Raw genomic sequence first — 18,913 nt, forward strand, 5'->3', positions numbered from 1 at the left:
ACCTTATCCGACAAGGGCTTCGAGCGTCCACCGTAGCTGGCCGGGGAACATCTCATGCCGCCTCACCGGGCCGGCCCGACCGGTATTTCGTGACCAGTTGACCCGGATTCCTAAGCCAGCATAAAACCAGCGGCCGGGGCGCGAGAATGTGGCAATCAAATCAGCTAGCTCGCGATGCTTCCGAAACTCGTTCAGAAAATCGAATGAACCGCAGATGCCGGCCCTTGCTCTTGCCTTTCGCTTCCAGATGCTTTAGCACCATATTCATGATGAAATCGCGAATCTCTCGCCCGCTGCCGACGAACAGAATATGAACGGGCCCGGCCAGCATACCTGTAAGGATAAAATCGACCTCATCCCGAGAATCGTCCCCCTCTTCCGCAACTCGCCACACGGCCACCGAACTCACAAAATAGCTGCGCCAGGCATCCAGCACATCAGGAAGTCCTGACATCACCGCGCGCGAAAAACACTCGGTTATCGGATGAGGCAAGCCCTCCAGCATGATCGCCGAGAGGTCCGGTTGACGGTAATTTGCACCCGAATCAAGCCCCATCAATGTTTGCCGTAAGACGCTGATTTTTTTCGCAGTCGGTAGCCCGCGACGCATCTCTGTGTAAAGCGACTTCTTGAGAACACGCTGACTTAGTTCCCCACTCGCCGCGAGGGCCATCTTAACTTCACCCCGCACGATTTCGTGGCAGGCGGTAATACCCTCATCCAGCACCGCCCATAAATTAAAGCCATACGGCCCGTTCAGATAAAAATCAGGCGTGTCTTTGAATGGTCGCTCCGATAGATCCGTGGGCGATCTCGCCAACGCAATCCTTTCAACCATTTCTTCCGTTGGAGGACTCGTTCCACGCAGATAAGAAACGAATTCAGCATATTTTGGCATCTGGGTTTTCTTTGACTTACTCAAGGCGGGCAGCTCCGCTATCAGCTTCTTCGCCTCAGCCTCGGTATAGGTCTCCCGAAAACGGCTCACGTTGCACCCCGCCCGAATCAGCACCTCACGCATCCACACGAGAACCCTGAGCCCGATCAGCCCTTTCAATCTCGCCTCGCCTGTATTCTGAGCATTGCCGATATCTTCATTCATATTTTCTTTAAAATGTCAATGCCCAAGAGAGCTTTTCTGATCTTCCGCAAATTGCAACCACCAGATTCCATTCTCACATTAATCGCCTAATAAGCCGTATGATTTATTATCGCAACACAACGCGATATTTAAATCAAATTAACCGGAGATTACCCAATGAAGAATTACATATTGACATACCAACTGAATGCTTATCTCGTTTCGGGGCGAGACGAAGAAGAAGCAATTGCCGATCTGGCTTATCAGTTTGACGACTGGGCAGACAGCGGAATCAATGATCTGGTCGAGGTGCCGCCGAGTCATCTGCACATGGCTCAGCAGCATGCATCGCTTTATTACTCATGGCTGGAAGGTCGCTAATTCAATCCCTTAACTTACTCATAGGAGCAATCATGCAATCAACAAAACGATACACCGCTATTTATAGCTTTACAACCACCCACTATCAGGAAATGCACCTGGACACCGCGACCATTGAGGAAGCTCAGCACGCAGCAGGCCAGTTTGAAGACCTGGATGTCGGGTTTCAGTTAGTCATGGTGTTTGAGGGTGACACCTTGCCTGAGCCGACCGAGACCGCCGAGCTTGAAATCCCGGAGGAATGGCTCGCCGAACCAGCAACACTATAAATAAACACCATATCTATAAGGATAACTAACATGACTATCATTGAAAGGAACGAAACCACCAGCCAAGTTACCGAAGCAATCAACCAGGCTTTGCAGGTTGAGCAGCCGAAGAAGCGAGCGATGGAAGCACCGGAAATCCGCTATACAGAACAGACGGCGAAGGACCGCAACATCGCAGCCGCCGACAACCAGTTCTATTGCTGGACGGACAGTTACTGGAAACTGCAATCCTACAAGGATGCACAGAAGCACGCACTGGTCTGGCTTCAGCAGAACAACCGTCAACGAGCTACGGCGGATACGGCTCGTAGCTGTGTCAAAACAGCCTTGCTGCTCGCTCGCGAGATGCCGCCGAAACCCGAGGGCATCATCGTGCCGGTGAATGGTGCATGGTTCGTCATGGATGACCAGTTCGGCTGGTGGGTTGAAGAGCCCAAGCGGGCTATCGGCATCACCCATTGCATCAAGCTCAAGGACAAACCGTTTCCCGGCTTTTACCAGCCCGATGCTGTTCCGGCTGATTCGCTGTTCGGGAAGTATCTGAGCACATCGCTACCGGACAAGGCAGTCCGCGAACTGGTGCAGGAATACATTGGCTACACATTGAGCAACATCAACCAGCAGTGTTCGCAGTTCTGGGTGGGTTCGGGCAGCAATGGCAAGTCGGTATTGCTGAACATCGTCCGAGCCTTACATGAGAAGGCTGTAGCGATGCGACTTGACAAGCTGGACGGCTTTGACCTGACATCACTTGTCGGGGCATCGCTGGCAATTTGTGACGAAACACCAAAGGCGAAAATCAACCAGCAGGCCCTGAAGTCGCTGATTTCAATGGGTGCGATTGATGTCAACCCGAAGCACAAGGACCCGTTCACCTACAAGCCAATAGCCAAGTGGATTATGTGCGGAAATCATCTACCCGCTATTGATGACCATTCCGATGGTTGGTGGCGGAGACTGCATGTCATTGAATGGAATGTTCAGCTCAAGGGCAAGGACATCATTCATGACCTTGATGAACAGATTATCGGGAAAGAGCTTCACATCGTGCTGGACTGGGCATTGGCAGGGTTGAGCCGTTTGGTCGAGCGCGGTTATTTCGACATCCCCGAGCCGGTGCAAAAGGCAAAACAGGAAGCGAAATACGATTCAGATGCCGTCGCAAGCTGGATAGATGCCGTCGGTGTCGCGATCGATATGACAGCGACGACGGAAAAGGACGGGCTGTTTGATAGCTACCGGGAACACTGTGAGCAGATTGGCTTTCCGCCCTGCAACCAGTCAAAATTCTTCAAACGACTGAAGAGCTACCTGCCCGGCTATGTTGAGACACGAGTGTTGGTTGGAACCGGCAAGGAGCGACATCGTGCCCGTTGTGTGACCTTGGTGATGGGACAGTTTGATGAAGAGGTGAAAGCTAATAATGAACCAAAGGTAGCAGAGCCAGCGGCAACCAATGAACAGGATGTCATGGCGGACTGCCCGTTCTGACAGGTGTAGCAAAGGTGTAGGTCAGGCTGTGGTGTAGGTTCATCATGGCCGTGCAGGAAAACAAACTCTCAATTAAATAAGGATAACAAAATGAATAAAATTATAAACGAAGATGCAATCTGCCAGGCCATTCTTGAAAAGAAGCTCATCGGCTTCTACTATGAAGGGCATCACCGCTGTGTTGAGCCGCATGTCTATGGTGTGGACGATGGGGAAGCACGGTTGCTCGGCTACCAGGTGAAGGGTAAGAGCAACGGCAGCGGCAACACGAATTGGCGACAGTTCAAGACCGACAAGATGGTCTATGTGCGGGTATTGGACGAGTCGTTTGAGCAGAGCCGGTTGAAGGCCGAACCGGATAAGTGGGATCGCTACATCGCCATTGTGGACTAAGCCGACATGAAGCAAGCGAACAAAGAGCCGTGTCCAACGGCTCTTTTTTATTGTCCGTTAGATTCAAGCTGGACGGCAGACCGAAAATACATGCCCCGGCAAACCTCCGCATTACATCGGCTCTCTTGCCGGCCAAGTTACGCTATGCTTCACTTCGGATCGGCCAAAATCCGAATCACCAAGATTTAACGCGCCGCCATCGAAAATACCAAAGCAAGCAGAGAGACCAGCCATGCAGATGATTCCCGTTAGATCAAGCGCGATTCGCGCGGTGGGCTATGATGCAGCAAGCATGCGGATGACGATATTGTTCCAGCAAGGACACACATACGACTTTTGTCGTGTTCCAGACCAAGTCTATCGCGGATTGATGAGTGCATCCTCAATGGGTAGCTACTACAACAACTTCATCAAAGATAGATACCACTGTTAGCCTTACACCTAGGCCCTTTGGGACGACAAAACGCCTTCAATATGACTGTCCGCTACTTTCTTGACGTGCCCGTCTATCGGATAACAGAAGACCGATACTACAGCGACCGGGCAGCACACGTTGAACGGATACTGTTCCCGCCTGGTGCGTCATACAGTGAGCGCCGACGTGCAGACGAGAAGAAGAATCCTGGTTCGCTTGCCGGCATCAGAGACCACTTTGAGAAATTATACGGCGGCTGCTGGCGATACAACGAAATCATCGGCTACATCCGCCTGCATTTTCTTGGGTCACAGGTTCGCGGCGAATACTATGGCGTCAACCGTCGTCGCATTGTGCGGACTCGGACGCGGCAGCTTGAGTATCAGACGTGGAAGCTTGCACCGGAAGTTGACATCCCGCGCGATGCTTCGGATAGCGACATATTCGCCACAGTGACCGAGTATGTTGATGCCTGCCGCGCCGAGCTCAAGGGGCGATTCATTGACGACAGTCAGCTTGTGGCACTGGGACCGTATATGAACTGGCGAGAACTCTACCAAAGCGGGCTGTAGCGATTGACGTCTACAACGTCATCGCGGACTGAGCCGACATGAAGCAAGCGAAAAAAAGGGCCGCGTCTAGCGGCTCTTTTTGTTGTCCAGGCAGATTGGCGTGCGCAGGACGGGCGGATGCCGTGTCGCGCTGGATTGCGTCCGGGAAGTCCAACGTGTCCAGCGAGATTGGGCAATTATGTTACTTGCTTGTGGATTCGCCGGGCAGTTTAGGCTTTCAATTCTGCCTTGGCAGCCTTAATTGCTGCTTTGAGCACGTCGGCCGAAGTGCACAGAAGTGCAAGGTCGTCCCACTTCAACTTAACCCCGTTTTCCTTCTTGACCTTGCCCTTGCACCACGTAAGGCCGGTCATCGTGGCATAGCAATCACCAAGTTGCTCTTTGCCGTCTGCGCTCCGAACCTCAAGTTCGATGCCTTTTTGCTTAACTTGCATTTCGACTTCAAGCGACTTGACCCAAACTTCCATGGAAAACCCCACTGTTGTGGTTAGATTTCGAATATATGCGCATCCCCTTTGGACGCCGCTCGCGAATCTACCGTATGCCGTTTGGAAACGGATCGGACCATCGAAGGCGACCCGCATCAGGGCTAACGCATCTACATTGAAGGGCTGGATGGCTCGTAACGAGGCGTATCACGCTCACCGCAACAAGACTTTCCGCACGACGGGCAGTGACACCGTTTGACGCAACCCCCGGAACCCTTTGGTGCAAGTTCAGGGTGACAATTTCCTGCGGTGTCGTAGACTTGAGCGCAATGCGGACAAGTAACTTTATCGTCGTTGATTTGGCATTCAGACATAATTTTAAGTTGATAGAAGTCGATGGGTTTCTGTCGGCCATCATCACGCGCTGGATACTTAAGAACCCGAATTGAAAGCGCACGGCACAATAGGCTCGCCGTTCGCCTTGCATACTTCAGCTTTGTCCCATGCCGGTTGAACGAAACTTCCGGCGACGAAGCCGAACGCAGCCGCGGCCACAATCCCAACCAAAATTCGATCCTTGGGACCATCTTCCCGCTGATACCATTTCTTTATCAGAACCCCGGCGTAACGAACTACTACAGCACCTGCAAAAAGCACAGCAAACACTACTGAAACAATCCCGATCGAAAAATGTTGCATGTCCGGCCCAATTGACGTTGAAGGTTACAGGTCTCGAGAAGGTGTCGATGGCCTATTAGCAGCATATCGGCAAGCGAGCGAATAACTTTAGTTTTATGAGATATTTTATGCTTAATGAATTTTTAACCGTTCGTCGGATGCCCCTTGTAATCACGGAAAAATCCGGTATTGATATAGGAAGCCAAACGAAGCAGAACCTAAGCAAGTTCAACCTTTAACACGATATCCACAGTTTCACAGTGTCATCGCGTTAAAGAATATTTCTGGGTTCCCCAGTCCCATGAACAGCACACCAGCGATACAGGCACGGACAGCGCAACGCACGGCCCAATAACCATAACTACAGGAGCCGAAATGCAATACGAATACAGCGAGGCCGACGCCTCAATCAAGAAACAAGCCGGTCAGTCCGGTATCGACGGAAACATCCACCGAAGAACCAAACGGGTTGAAATCCGTGTCAGCCCGCAAGAGCACACGACTCTCGGCGAGAAAGCAATCGCAGCCGGTTACGACAACCTCGCCCAATATCTTCGCGAAACCGGATTGAGGGGCAACGTATATCACCCGAGCAACGATGAACTCGCATGGTTGCAGACCATCAACCTCATCGGGAATTATGTCGCCGAAATCGCCGTGCAACTGAAAGACGGCCGCGAGCCGGATGAAGAAATCCTGCTGGTGCTCATGCAAGTTCAGGACATCGCAGAAGAAGTCTGGAAGGAAGTGAAGCAAGGGAGAGCCACGGGCACTGCATGATCGTCCGTGTATTCAAGGCGGGGATTTCGCGCGGCGAGTCCCCCGTCAACTATCTGATGAGTGACCGTGACCACACCGGCCAGAAGCGTGCTGTCGCCCCCGAAATCCTGGAAGGCAGTCCAGACCTGACTATCGCCGTCATCAATAGCATCCACCGCAAGCACAAATATGTATCCGGAGCGATTGCATTTCGCGACAACGAACAGCCGACACGCGACCAGATGCATGAAGTCATCCGCTCATTCAAGAAGACTGTCTGTCCGGGACTCGGGCCTGAGCATTTCAATAGCCTGTTTGTCTTGCACCGTGACAAAGGCAACGCGGAAATTCATTTCGTCGTGCCTATGGTTGAGATGACCACGGGCAAGCGGATGAATATTCACCCACCGGGTCAACAGAACATCAAGCTATACGAGGCTTTCACCCAGGTCGCGAATCACCGGTTTGGCTATGCCCAAGTTGTGCCCGACCCGTTAAAGCTGGCCCTGAGTGATTTCGAGCGATATACCACGGAAGGCAAGACCGACCGCAGCAACAAGCTGTATCTGCATAAGCGACTGACGAGGGCGATTCGCACCGGACAGGTAGCAAACCGCGATCAGCTATGCGACTTCCTGAGCGAGCAATACGGCGTTGAAATTACCCGAAAGGGGGCGGACTACCTCTCATTGAAGTTTCCCGGCGCGGCAAAGGCTAAGCGGTTTCGCGGGCCACTCTATAACGAAAATGCAAATTATGCCGAGCTCGTAAGCTCTGCCCGTAACACGAAGCAGGAACACCACCTGTCACCATCTGAATATCAGCAGGCACGCACGACACTGAGCCAGCATGTTGAATCTCGCCGTCAGTTCAATGTGAAAGCTTACCTGTCGCCCCGCGTGCTTCGTAGCCAGAGGTTCAAGGCCACCCGTGAGCGGCAAACATACAAACCAATAACAACCAACCGTAAGGAGACCAGCAGCATGAAATCACAATTCTCAGGTATCAAACTCATCGCTCGCCAAATTTTGCAGGAAGCCAAGGCCGTCCACGCAACCCGTCCTACCACCTGGACCACCCGCGACAAGGCCGCCATCATCGGCAGTATGCAAAGCATGCGGGAGCAAGCCATGCACGGTGCCGATACACCATCCGATTCAGGTGTTTTCAGCGATATCGAGGCCGCCATTGGTGAGGTTCAATCAGACATCAACGCGGCGACGGCGGACGTGAATTCGGCCAGGACACCGAAGCAGCGTAGCGAGGCTGAACGACGCCTGGCGAAACTGATGGAACAGAAGGCACGGTTGCAGATGCAGCTTGGTCAAGCAAGGATTCGCCAACTGAACAGTCTGTCCGGCATGAAGGGAAATTGACCAACCTATATCGCATGGGTCGGACAGCGGGAATCCTTATCGCATAAGGCCGCGTCCAGGGTGTCCAACGTGGCCGGGGAAATTCAGAATCTTGATGCAACAGCGGTATTATTATTCCTTGATGGGCGATTGGGCAGCAGCCGACCAAGAAGGTCTTCCACGGGGGGTTCGGCAACGGCTCTTAATGAGCGACATGTATCGTCTATCGATAGCTGCGCCGTGTAGTGTTCTCCGGCGTTTTTTCTGCCTTACACAGATAGGGCGCTGTCTGCGCTTACCTTTAGAGGAAATATGTCCGATCCGGTCGCCCTCGCAATTTCGGTTCTTGCGCTTTCCGTGTCGGCGACGACGGCTTGGTTAACACTTTTTCGGCGCGGCACCGTGCTCATGACGCAGCCCACCGTAATTTTCTTTGGACCTGATGTGTCTCGCTCTGGGAAGCGAGCCCCTCTGCCAAAGGTCTTTTTGCGGACGCTGCTATTTTCGACCTCTAAACGCGGGCGAATCATCGAGAGCATGCATGTAACCGTTCATCGCAACGAGACACATCAGACCTTCAACATTTGGGTGCATGGCAACGAAAAGCTCGAAAGGGGTAGCGGCCTGTTCGTTGGTGAGAGCGGCGTTGGGGCAAACCACCACTTTCTTACGCCTGAAGACGGCAGTCACTTTAGGTTCAGCACCGGACGCTATCGGCTGGAGGTCTTGGCGAAATTGCTCGGTGACCGACGCCCCAAGTTGCTATTTACCCAAGAACTTGAAATTACATCGCACATTGCGGCTTCGTTAGAAACATTGGGGGCAGGCTTGTATTTCGACTGGGGCGCTGACTCTGCGACCTACCTTCCGCACGTCGAGACCCGTGGACCTTCTGACCCGGAAGCGATGCAAGCGTTGCTGATGCAATTCGCGACGGCCCGCGAATCCAAAGCTAATTTGGGCAGTTAGCGCTGTTCATCTTGAACGTCCGCTTTGGGTATCCTGATTCGCGCCTTAAACTTTTGCTTCAGGATCGATCACAGCCCGTCGCTCCAATTCTTGAATTTTCATTGGACATGTCGGACACCTTGGACACAACCTTGTGCAGCAACGCCTTGAGGCGTCCGAGGTAGCAGTCCAGGGCAATGAATCGGTTGGTGGTCGGAAACGATAGCGGCACTCATCGCCACATCACCACGGGGACCGCCTGTCGCTTTTGCCAAAATGCAAGACACGCTGCCGAGCTTCGCCGACTGCATACACCGGAGCCCGTGATAGCTGCTGCTCATGCAGATCGAGAATCGCGGTAATCGCTAAACAATCGGCCTCTTCAATGAGCCAGATGTTTTTGCTTACGTTCGTCGCAGCAGCATCCAGAATCCGCTCGGCCTCAAGATACAACTCGTGCTTCGCCGCGCCGAAACCCTCCTGCTGGAGATACCACGCCAGGTAGAGTGCCTTCACCAGTTCTGCCAGTAAGTCGCCGTTGCCTTTGCCGGCCCGAAATGCTGCCAACGCAAGATGCCAGTGCAACGATTGCTCGCGCACGTAAGCCGCCGGGTGAGGTAACAGCATGGTCTTATCGAGCGGCTTCCTACGCGGCTGACCGGCTACTGGCCGTTTTTTGCGATTCTGTGGCATGGGTTAGGCAATCGGATTGTTCCCTTCAAAGCCGGGCATCGTAATTCAGTTAGCAAGGTGAAAGATATATCCGAAACGTTCTTTGACAGAATTAAAAAATATGCCGCCTGCATTGGTCAGTCAACAAATCCATGCGTCTCACATTTGCTGACAGTGAATAGCTGGCCGATTCATCTGAAGTTTCGTAAAATCGCGCGTGAAGCGATTGCTCAGTCAATCGGAACAGAATAGAGGCGGTATGGGAGCGCAAGACATAATCGGGGCACTTACTGGCGGGCTCGTCCAGAGTGATCGCCTGCTAAAGTTGGATACTTCGCTGGGAAATAACGTCCTGCTGCCCCAGCGGGTCGTTGGTCATTCACGGATTGGCCGTCATTATGAATTCACGGCTGATGTCGTGTCCACGTCCGACGCGATTGAACTCAAGAAGCTGATCGCCCAGCCGGTGACGCTATGGATTCAGCAGACAGACAGGTCCTATCTTCCTCATCACGGTTACGTGCACACCGCTCGCCGCCTTGGATCCGATAGCGGGCTCACGAGTTATCAGATCGGCTTTGCGTCGTGGATGCATTTTCTTCGTTTCCGCAAGGATGCACGTATCTGGCAGGACAAGGCCGGCGACGAAATCCTGACCGATGTATTTAACATGCATCCGCAGGCCCAAGGTGCATTTCGCTTTGCATTGAGCAAGCCGCTACCGTCGCGTTCGTTCTGCATGCAATACGAGGACGACTGGAATTTTGTCCACCGCTTGATGGAAAACGAAGGGCTGTTCGGCTACTTTGAGCAGGCCAGCGATGGCAAGTCACATACGCTCATCGTCACGGACAGCCTCGACACGTTCCAGCCTCTTTCACCGCAGACAGTCCAGTTTTATCGCGCCGGCACGAACAGCGAAGCCGATGCCCTGGTTCAGTGGTCGGGCACGCGAACACTGCAAAGCACGACACTCACAACCCGCACCTTTGATTACAAGGCACCCGCCTCCACCACCTTTGCCAAGGGCACGAACGTCCCGACGCTTCCTACGCAGGGAAACTTGCCCCAGCAGGCTGAAGTATATGAATACACCGGGGCCTACACCTACGGCAAGCAGGATCGGGGCGATGCCCTTTCCAAAATCCGCATGGAAGAATGGGAATCGCGGGCAAAGCGGTTCTCTGGCTCGGGTGGCGTGCGTGGTGCGGATGCAGGTCGCTGGTTTGAGCTTGACGACAACCCCGGCCATGCGACAGACAGCCAGCAAAACCGCCAGTTCGCAATTATCGAGACCAGATGGTTCATCGAGAACAATCTGCCGGTGTCCAGTCAGGCAACCGATTTCCCGCACGGTCTGAAAAGCGAACTCGCCGCTGCGAAAGGTAACCGTGCCGGCCTGAAAGTCACACACGCGGACGGCAGCGAAGGTTTCTTCCTCGTTCAGATCGAAGCTCAACGCAAGGCGGTTCCGTATCGCAGCCCGTTCGAACATAACAAGCCGGAAATGCATTTGCAGTCGGCGATCGTCGTTGGCCCTGCAAACGCGGAGGTCTATACCGATCCGTTGAATCGCATCAAGGTCCGTTTTCATTGGGATCGCCTCAACGAGGGCGACGAAAAAGCATCGTGCTGGGTGCGTGTGGCGATGTCTGATACGGGCGGCGGATACGGCGGCGTGCACGTTCCGCGAGTCGGCGAAGAAGTGCTGATTAGCTGGGTAGACGGCGATTGCGATAGGCCGCTAGTCACGGGCCGCGTCTACAACGGCCAAACGCAGCCTCACTGGCATTCCAACGGCCTGTTATCGGGCTACAAGTCCAAGGAATATCAGGGTAGCGGCTACAACCAGATGGTGATGGACGACGCCACCGGCCAGAATCGCGTTCAGCTTTATTCAACAAGCACGAATGCACATTTGCATCTGGGTTACCTGATCGACCAGACCGGGAACAGCAGGGGCAGCTATCTGGGTAGCGGCTTTGACCTGAAATCGGATGCCTACGGTGCGATGCGTGCGGGCCAAGGTTTGTATGTCACCACGTATCCGGCGACCAGCCAGCCGCTGGATGCACGGCAAACGACCTCGCAGTTAGTGAATTCGGAAAGCGTGCTGGAAGCGATGTCGAATGCCAGCACGACGCATCAAGCAGAAAGTCTCAAGGATGGTTACGACTCTCTGAAGTCATACACGGACGCGACACAGAGCAGCGTGTCGGGTTCGTCGTCGGGCGGAAATACGGCTGGCGGTGGAACCGGGAAAGCCAATGCGTTCAAGGAACCGGTCATGCTATTCGGTAGTCCGTCAGGCATTGCCCTGTCCACGCAGAAATCGGCCCATATTTCCGCCGACCAGCATGTCAACCTCGTAAGCGGACAGAGCACGCACATCGCAACGGGCAAATCGCTAATCGCGAGTGTCGCTGAAAAACTCAGCCTGTTTGTGCAGAACGCTGGAATGAAACTCTTCGCGGCCAAGGGCAAGGTGGAGATTCAGGCCAATTCGGACAACATCGAACTCACAGCACAGAAGACGATGAAACTGCTGTCTGCAACGGAAAAAATTGAGGCAGCGGCGAAGCAGGAAATCCTTCTGACATCCGGTGGTGCATATATTCGGGTCAAGGACGGCAACATCGAGATTCACGCCCCGGGCAAGATTGATATCAAGGGTAGCCAGCATAGTTTCAATGGACCAGCGCAGACGCCTTATCCATTGCCGACCTTCAACAAGTCCGAACTGGCTTCCCGTTACGGTCATTCTGAGTAAACGATAAATGATCATCAGCTACCCTTTCCTGCCCGCACGCGGGGCAGATGCATCCGATGACGACTATGAGAAAAGCATCCTCGATCTGGAGATGCTGAATGCGGGGGTCTATCCGTCAAGCCGTGAGCGGGAATGGCATGGCGGCATTCATATACTCGCACCAACCACAATCGAACCAGTCCGTGCGATCGCCGACGGCACGCTGGTTGCCTATCGACTCAACAGCGAGTTGACGAAAGAAAGGCCGGATGACGCTACCGGTCGGATCGACAACAGCTTCGTCCTGATCAGACACGAGACGGAGACCGACTCCATCACAGGCAACGGTGGCACCGAGAATCCCGTCAAGGTAGTGTTCTATTCGCTATACATGCACCTGATGAACACGGGTGAAATGAAAACACGAGGGATTAACCGCCAACAAGTGCATGTGGCAGTCGCGGACTCGGGCCAAGCCGTCAAGATGGGCAATAACGCGAAAATCTACAGGAAGGACATTATCGGTTTTCCGGGCGAATCATACTCGACCGGAGGGATGATTCATTTCGAAATCTTTACCAATAGCGATGATCTGAACGCATTTTTCGTGGACAGCCAGAACGCCAGCGAAGTGGGAACCAAGGGCACTTGGGGCGACAGTTATTTCATCGTGAAGGCGGGATCGGTAGCCGTAGCATCACATCCCGCCGGAAACACGATCGGAGGCCATACCTTTGCTGCCGGACAATCCGGCAAGGTTGATACAAGCAAAGACCTCTTTGTACGGATTGCATTCAGAAATGGCACGAAATACACGAGTTCCTGGGTGGATGGAGAGCAAGACAAGGCTCCGACACTGCTTACAACGGATGAAGGCGTAGCCGACGCCGACTACGAGTATGCGATGTATAAGATTGCAACGGCACTCTATCCGAGCTGTCCGAGCGCTGGTATGGAACTGCTTCGGCTTGGAAAGGTGATCGGCCCGGACAAGGACAGGCTTGCACCCGGCGAAAGCCACAACTGGCAATTGGTCACGTTCGCTAGTGGTCAGCAAGGCTATATCGATCTTGCCGACTCCAATGTTGTGACACAGGTGTTGTCCGACGCAGATTTTCCGCACTGGCTTGGCTGGCAAAAAGGAATCGGAGGGCTGTTTGCAGACAGCGGGCAATGCGATATGCACGATTTGCTCGACGTGTTGAAGGTGTCACACGATGGCGAAAACAGTGATGCCTCGCGGCAGCAACTCCGAGACTATTTCAGTGACCCTGAACATAGGCATTTGCGCGACTGGTCGCAGAAACTAGTAGTGCAGTATCCCAGCGAATGGGACAAGGCGAACAATGCACGCTGCACAAAGCTCAAGGAAAAAGACGGTTTGGGGCCGGGGCGCGACGGCCCCTACCTAGGAAACGACGACGAATACAGCAAGCACATCCAGTTCGTTGAATCGTTGCAATGGTGGGCTGATGCCGGGCTTGGCGACTCCAATGTCTGGCATTTTCATCCCTTCGCCTTCATCAAACACTTTAGAAAGTGCGGATGGTTGAGTCTTGGCGAGTTGGCCCAAACTGTCCAAGGCGTGCATCACCGAACCATCGCCAGCGTGTCGGCCTTATTCGTTTCTGAATTGCATGATCCGCACAATGCTGCGCGGGTCATGCGGCCTGCTCATCTCTTTGCCCCGCTGATGCGATGTATGCGTAAATATGGGTTAGTTAATGCGTCGCGCAGAGCCCATTGGTTTGGGCAGACTCTTCAGGAGACGGGAACCTTCCAATATATGCGAGAGTTGGGCGACAACGCTTATTTCACGAACTACTACGAAGGACGGTGTCATTCACCCGTGCAAAGGACGATAAATGGTCACGTGCAGACATTGAGTCCGCTCGGAAACTGTAATCCCGGAGACGGTCCCCGATTTTCCGGCAAAGGCATGATCCAAATAACCGGTGGCGACAACTATAGGGGCTATCAGGCCTACCGTGGCGGAACGAATTTCACGGTAGATCCTGGTCCGGAATTGTTGATTACCGACGCAGGCAATGCTTGTGATGCGGGCGGATATTACTGGGTTAGTAAGCAGCGGTATCGCAACGACCCCATCACCCATCATCTCGTGCCTCTCGGGAAAGCGAGCGTGAATTTTTGGGCGGACAAGGTAGATCTGTCTGGCTTAGACAACGTGCAGTCCGCAAACGATGCAATCGACGATGTTACAAGATGCGTCAACACGGCACTGGACGGACGAGACAACAGACGAATGTATTTTAAGCATGCGTATTCATATCTGTCCGATATGGTAAGCGGATTTCCTTCTGATTTTCACCCATTAAGGGACTAAGATGATTGGATCAAAACTGGGTGGGTTGGTCGGCGCTTTAGTATTTTCGGCGTCGGCGGGCGCATTTCCCGTATGCGGCTTCGATGTTCCTGACGGCGACGGTCTCCACCTTCACAAAGAAGATGGCTGTTCCGTTTCAGTCCAGGAAGAAAAGAACTATGCCGGGCTGGACTACCTGACCTTCTACGACCATAGCGGAATTGATAAGCTGCTGTCCGACGACACCTTTTTTATTCAGGAGGACGGCGTAAATTATTTCGTCAGTGAGGAAGCTGATGAACCAAAGATAACCATAAAGATAAAGCATCAGGAAGCAGCAAAACCTATCTCGTTCAATGGGATGAGCGGTTATACGGCTGGAGCGGATTACTTTGTCCAGGTTCTACCCGGCTGGAAAGACAGGAAGGACAGCGGTTACTCATTGAACATTTCATGCACGTTTGTTGCCGCCGGGAACCAGCAGAAAGCATTTAAAACGCGATTCTGCGTGCCTCAGACGATTGCCGGAAGTAAGCAGATGACCCTCTACAAATCCCTAGTGACTAAGATTCAGCCGTGACGTGAAGCGATATCTCATCTTGAATGGCGACAAGACGACAGCCAATGGTACCGTCGAGGCTACGGCAACCACGATTCAACTGAATGGCCAGGATGTCGCACACGAAGGCGATAGCGTGTCCTGCCCAGCCTGCAACACGACGGGCAAGATTCAGTGTGACGGCCCCCGCCAAGTTATGACCGCGCCGGACGGAAGGCATGCGGCTCTGAGCGATGATCTGTGCATCTGCGGTTGTCATCCGCCGCCGAAGTTGATTGCTTCGCAGACCATGATGTCTACCGAAGCGTAGTTCTGGTCCAAGGACGTTTTTGAGGCGGATAGTATTTCTTGTCCGAGGGAACTCAGTCGGTTTTCTTCCCTGGTCACTCACATTGGACATGGAAGTCCCTTGTCGTATAAGGCTGCGTCCAGGGTGTCCAACGTGTCCTGGATAATTCGTGTCTACTTGCATGCGAGTGTTGGCCAAAGTCCGCAATAGAAAAGGTTGCTGTCCCTTCTCGGGAGATCGACATGAAGTGCTGGATATGTGGAGACGAGGGCACAACGGGTGAACATTTGGTTAAAGCTTCCGATCTGAGGCGATATTTCGGGTCGGTTTCGCAGAAGATGCCACTGTTCTATCACACGTCTAAGCATCACAACGTTCGGCTAGGAAGCACGAATGCTGACCGTCTCAAATCAAAAGCGCTTATCTGCAATCGCTGCAATAGTAGCCTTACACAGCCGTATGACCGCGCGTGGGAGCGCTTCTCTGCATACCTAGAACAACGATTTGCGCAGTCACCGAATCTTGGTTACGTCGATCTTGGCCGTGTTTTTCCGGCGCACAGCAAGCGTTCGGCGGTCGACTTGCAACTATACTTTGTAAAATTATTTGGATGCCGAATTGTTGAGGAAAGTGTTCCAATCGACACAACATCGTTTGCTGACGCGCTCATCAATCGGAAAGTGCTGAACAGCATCTATTTGGGCTTTGCGTTGCTGCCAGACGGAACCGGCAAGAGGGTGGCCGGTGTTACACCTATTCAGGGGTTGGACTTTAACGGCGTTGTGCGATATGCGACGTGGCTTTATTCTATCGGCGATGTCAGCGTTTTTGTGACTTACTCTGAGCTACCGAAGCTAACCAGGTCAGTGCGATGGTGGCGGCCTACTCGTCATGGCCGCACCGTTCCGCTTACGAACACAACTCGATGGCACTATTGATGGCATCTCATCTTTACTCGTGACATAAAAGGAAAAGCCAACATGACCGCCGCCATATTTTCGTTTTTCGGCGTCATCATAGGTGCCCTTCTTCAGTATTTCTTTACTCGGCACCTCGATCGGCAGAAGCATCATAGGGAACTGCGGACGCAGGCGTATACCGATTACCTGAAATGTGTGTCCGAGCACGCTAACTTGCGGACGCCGCGTGATTCTCCCGAAGGACGTGACCTCGGGTTCAGAACGGCGGATGCAAAATGCCGTATCTGCCTATATGGATCGCCTATCGTTGTTCGTGCATTCGCAACGTTTGAGCGACTTGGTGCGACGATGAACACCAAGGAACAGCGAACGGCATTTACTCAGATGGTTCTGGAAATGAGAAGCGATTCAGCATACAACGGGCACGTTGAGTTGGCCGAGCTCGAAGCCGTTCTTCTCGGATATGAGGCAAAGGTGATGTAGCCTAAAGCGCAGATTGTGATTCACCCCGGGCACGTTCGACACCCAAGACACAGCTTTATCCGACAAGGGTTCAGCCTGTCTGGGGTAGATGTCCAACGATGATTGTTGTCCGAGGTCGGACAGAAAGACAGAATGGCTTACCCACCCCACCGCTTTCTAGCTCATGGCCTGCACAGGTGCCCGAGCCAGGCAGCGACAACTCAACATGTCGAGCGGAACTGTTCGCGTGTCCGGGCAGGGCAAGTAATCAAGTTGGACATTTACCCCAGACAGGCTGAAACCCTTCTCAGGCAAGAGGGTGTCCAGGGTGTCCGACGTGTCCGGGGAATTTGGCATGTTGTATCGGCATGTCGCTAACTTTGAGTTCTACGCATCGACCGGAAGATTTCAGTTAAAGGCATACATTTATGACCGACGACGAACTTATCCAACGCATTGCGACTCAGGAGGACAACTTTGTCGAACGCAAGCCACCGGGTGTTAACAGGTCGGAAATAAGGCAAACGTTGAGCGCGTTCGCCAACTCGGTGCCGTCAGATCGCACTGCGGTTTTATTTATCGGAGTCCACGACAGAACTGGCAAGATTATTGGCGTGCCGGTAGATCAAACGGACTCGAAACAGAAGTTGATCCGCGAAATCGCTGAGAAGGACTGTTACCCACCTATCAAGACAGTCACATGTCGCGTGCTCGCCCAAGACGGGCTGCATATCGTGGCAGTCATGGTGTCAGCTAGTGAGGATCGGCCGCACTTCACAGGGCCGGCCTATGTGCGTCGGGGATCGGAGTCGGTAAATGCATCACCGGAATTGTTCAAAGAGCTGATTGCTGGACGCAGCAGCAAAGTGAGGGCAATCCTCGACATGCGTGGCCGCACGATATCGTTTCAAAGCATTGGGCACAAGATCGGAGACACAAGCGTTGTCTCAGACGTTGGGTTTAGACAAGGCGGCGAGTGCGTTGTTGAGGCGTGTGATATGCACGTCGTCCACTTGAACATCCTCAATAACGGAATGGCTGGACGGTCCGTGGCCGAGCCCATCGAGCATGTGGAAGTCAACTATGATTACGTCAAGCACCGTCCGATGCTGGTTGTGCGAGGGCGATAGCCTAGAATCGGGAGAAACGCGAGCATGGTCACGACGGTTACCTTCGATGCGAATACACTGGCAAAAATTAACGAGCATGCCGCAGTCGTTTCGGCTTTAGGCGATGGACGCATCAAGGGCTATTTTTCTCAAACATATCGAAGTCTAGAAGGAATTCAGAAGAAAGACCGAGCGGAGATGCTGGCAAAGACGAACATCGTAAGCCGATCTACGTCGCCGGACAAACAGACTGCGAATATTACGATCGAAGTCCGCCACTATCGACCACCGCTAGATGAGAAATATGAGGCCGCCGTGCAGGAAGCGCTGAGCCTAGGTCTGCGAGCTCTTCGTGGACCCGCTCGCTGGGTTGACGGTTTGAACGTGAAAGACCCCAACCAATCCTTTTACGTGGTCGAGACGATTCAAGAGATGGTGGCTCATCGCGAGAGGGTGAATGAAGTTGCCACTGCTATCGAAATGCGCGGCGTTGGGCGCGCGATCGCTTTGAGGCTAGGCAATCAATACAACGCTTCAGACGGTGTGACGGCAGATAACCCTAAGCTTTGGCTTGAGGGCCTTGGTCATGCTAAAACCAAGGCACAACGAAAGGTGGTCGCCAAGGCGATTGCCGAGTGGTCGGATGGCGATGGCATTGCTTCGCATGTTGGCTACGGTATCGACCTATACTGTTCCGATGACTTCGGACACAATGCGGGTAGTCCGACGATAATGAGCCTCGAAAACCGTGCGTGGCTATCGTCAGCTTACGGCGTCGCCTTTGTGACGCTGTCTGAATTGGCGGAACAGCTGGATGGCAGATAGACCAACGTTTTCAGCCGTCAACGCGTCGTAGCCTGATTGATCTGGGGGATTGAGCAGTGACGCTCGCGCCTTCCTTAACATCACCGGCAGCGCTGTTTCGCAAACTTGAACGCGAGTCGTATCGAACTTACCATTCCCGTAGCCGCGTTCATAAGGCGGATCACTTTTTCAACTTCTGCGTCACAGCGCATGCTATGCGCGACTATGTCCTAGAACACTTGGGAAAGATCCA

At 53.2% G+C, this 18,913-nt stretch carries 20 protein-coding genes; 16 read left to right on the forward strand and 4 right to left on the reverse strand.

Annotated features, from left to right (window positions below):
• Positions 1–160: 160 nt before the first annotated feature.
• Positions 161–1,102, reverse strand: a complete 942-nt coding sequence (locus FA94_RS04320) for a hypothetical protein (RefSeq protein WP_035547092.1) — start codon at positions 1,100–1,102, stop codon at positions 161–163.
• 156 nt (positions 1,103–1,258) lie between these two features.
• Between FA94_RS04320 and FA94_RS04325 the strand changes: the two genes are divergently transcribed.
• The 6 genes from FA94_RS04325 to FA94_RS04345 all read left to right on the forward strand — a co-directional run bounded on the left by FA94_RS04325 (position 1,259) and on the right by FA94_RS04345 (position 4,602).
• The gene (locus FA94_RS04325; protein ID WP_035547095.1) at positions 1,259–1,462 is read left to right on the forward strand and encodes a hypothetical protein; all 204 of its coding nucleotides are present in this window, start codon (positions 1,259–1,261) and stop codon (positions 1,460–1,462) included.
• 32 nt (positions 1,463–1,494) lie between these two features.
• On the forward strand, positions 1,495–1,731 hold the full coding sequence (locus tag FA94_RS04330) for a hypothetical protein (protein ID WP_035547096.1): 237 nt from the start codon (positions 1,495–1,497) through the stop codon (positions 1,729–1,731).
• Positions 1,732–1,761: 30 nt separating this feature from the next.
• Positions 1,762–3,222 carry a DNA primase family protein gene (locus tag FA94_RS37185; protein WP_051980368.1) on the forward strand — a complete coding sequence of 487 codons (1,461 nt, stop codon included), beginning with the start codon at positions 1,762–1,764 and terminating at the stop codon, positions 3,220–3,222.
• 90 nt (positions 3,223–3,312) lie between these two features.
• Positions 3,313–3,615: a WYL domain-containing protein gene (locus tag FA94_RS04340; RefSeq protein ID WP_035547098.1), complete on the forward strand. Its 303-nt coding sequence runs from the start codon at positions 3,313–3,315 to the stop codon at positions 3,613–3,615.
• A 238-nt stretch (positions 3,616–3,853) separates the two neighbouring features.
• Entirely contained in the window at positions 3,854–4,048 is a 195-nt protein-coding gene (locus tag FA94_RS37765) for a KTSC domain-containing protein (RefSeq protein WP_286165978.1), read from the forward strand.
• 41 nt (positions 4,049–4,089) lie between these two features.
• Positions 4,090–4,602 carry a hypothetical protein gene (locus FA94_RS04345; protein ID WP_035547099.1) on the forward strand — a complete coding sequence of 171 codons (513 nt, stop codon included), beginning with the start codon at positions 4,090–4,092 and terminating at the stop codon, positions 4,600–4,602.
• A gap of 209 nt (positions 4,603–4,811) precedes the next feature.
• On the opposite strand, the gene FA94_RS04350 is transcribed toward FA94_RS04345, so the two are convergent.
• Together FA94_RS04350 and FA94_RS37770 are read right to left on the reverse strand one after the other, a co-directional pair.
• A complete protein-coding gene (locus tag FA94_RS04350; RefSeq protein ID WP_035547102.1) occupies positions 4,812–5,069 on the reverse strand; it encodes a hypothetical protein in 258 nt (85 codons plus the stop codon).
• A 393-nt stretch (positions 5,070–5,462) separates the two neighbouring features.
• Positions 5,463–5,729 carry a hypothetical protein gene (locus tag FA94_RS37770; RefSeq protein ID WP_081935670.1) on the reverse strand — a complete coding sequence of 89 codons (267 nt, stop codon included), beginning with the start codon at positions 5,727–5,729 and terminating at the stop codon, positions 5,463–5,465.
• Between the two features lie 354 nt (positions 5,730–6,083).
• Between FA94_RS37770 and FA94_RS04355 the strand changes: the two genes are divergently transcribed.
• The 3 genes from FA94_RS04355 (at position 6,084) to FA94_RS04365 (ending at position 8,791) form a co-directional block, all read left to right on the forward strand.
• Positions 6,084–6,488: a plasmid mobilization protein gene (locus tag FA94_RS04355; protein ID WP_035547104.1), complete on the forward strand. Its 405-nt coding sequence runs from the start codon at positions 6,084–6,086 to the stop codon at positions 6,486–6,488.
• Positions 6,485–7,843 (forward strand): relaxase/mobilization nuclease domain-containing protein, encoded by a 1,359-nt coding sequence (locus FA94_RS04360; RefSeq protein WP_035547107.1) that lies wholly within the window; start codon positions 6,485–6,487, stop codon positions 7,841–7,843. Before FA94_RS04355 ends, FA94_RS04360 begins: the two co-directional genes overlap by 4 nt.
• A 291-nt stretch (positions 7,844–8,134) precedes the next feature.
• Positions 8,135–8,791, forward strand: a complete 657-nt coding sequence (locus FA94_RS04365) for a hypothetical protein (RefSeq protein ID WP_051980369.1) — start codon at positions 8,135–8,137, stop codon at positions 8,789–8,791.
• A 222-nt stretch (positions 8,792–9,013) separates the two neighbouring features.
• Here the strand turns inward: FA94_RS04365 and FA94_RS04370 are convergent, their stop codons facing one another.
• A complete protein-coding gene (locus FA94_RS04370; protein WP_231584844.1) occupies positions 9,014–9,397 on the reverse strand; it encodes a hypothetical protein in 384 nt (127 codons plus the stop codon).
• A 304-nt stretch (positions 9,398–9,701) separates the two neighbouring features.
• On the opposite strand from FA94_RS04370, the gene FA94_RS04375 reads away from it, so the two are divergent.
• The 7 genes from FA94_RS04375 (at position 9,702) to FA94_RS04405 (ending at position 18,681) form a co-directional block, all read left to right on the forward strand.
• Entirely contained in the window at positions 9,702–12,212 is a 2,511-nt protein-coding gene (locus FA94_RS04375; RefSeq protein ID WP_081935672.1) for a type VI secretion system Vgr family protein, read from the forward strand.
• A gap of 7 nt (positions 12,213–12,219) precedes the next feature.
• Entirely contained in the window at positions 12,220–14,538 is a 2,319-nt protein-coding gene (locus FA94_RS04380) for a M23 family metallopeptidase (protein WP_035547113.1), read from the forward strand.
• 1 nt (position 14,539) lies between these two features.
• Entirely contained in the window at positions 14,540–15,097 is a 558-nt protein-coding gene (locus FA94_RS04385) for a hypothetical protein (protein WP_035547116.1), read from the forward strand.
• Between the two features lies 1 nt (position 15,098).
• A complete protein-coding gene (locus FA94_RS04390; protein ID WP_035547118.1) occupies positions 15,099–15,386 on the forward strand; it encodes a PAAR domain-containing protein in 288 nt (95 codons plus the stop codon).
• Between the two features lie 959 nt (positions 15,387–16,345).
• Positions 16,346–16,768, forward strand: coding sequence for a hypothetical protein (locus tag FA94_RS04395; protein ID WP_051980371.1), 423 nt, complete (start codon positions 16,346–16,348; stop codon positions 16,766–16,768).
• Positions 16,769–17,175: 407 nt separating this feature from the next.
• On the forward strand, positions 17,176–17,877 hold the full coding sequence (locus FA94_RS04400; RefSeq protein WP_035547121.1) for an AlbA family DNA-binding domain-containing protein: 702 nt from the start codon (positions 17,176–17,178) through the stop codon (positions 17,875–17,877).
• A 24-nt stretch (positions 17,878–17,901) separates the two neighbouring features.
• A complete protein-coding gene (locus tag FA94_RS04405) occupies positions 17,902–18,681 on the forward strand; it encodes a hypothetical protein (protein ID WP_035547124.1) in 780 nt (259 codons plus the stop codon).
• The last annotated feature ends 232 nt before the right edge of the window (positions 18,682–18,913 follow it).

Source organism: Burkholderia sp. 9120, from assembly GCF_000745015.1.
GTDB lineage: Bacteria > Pseudomonadota > Gammaproteobacteria > Burkholderiales > Burkholderiaceae > Paraburkholderia.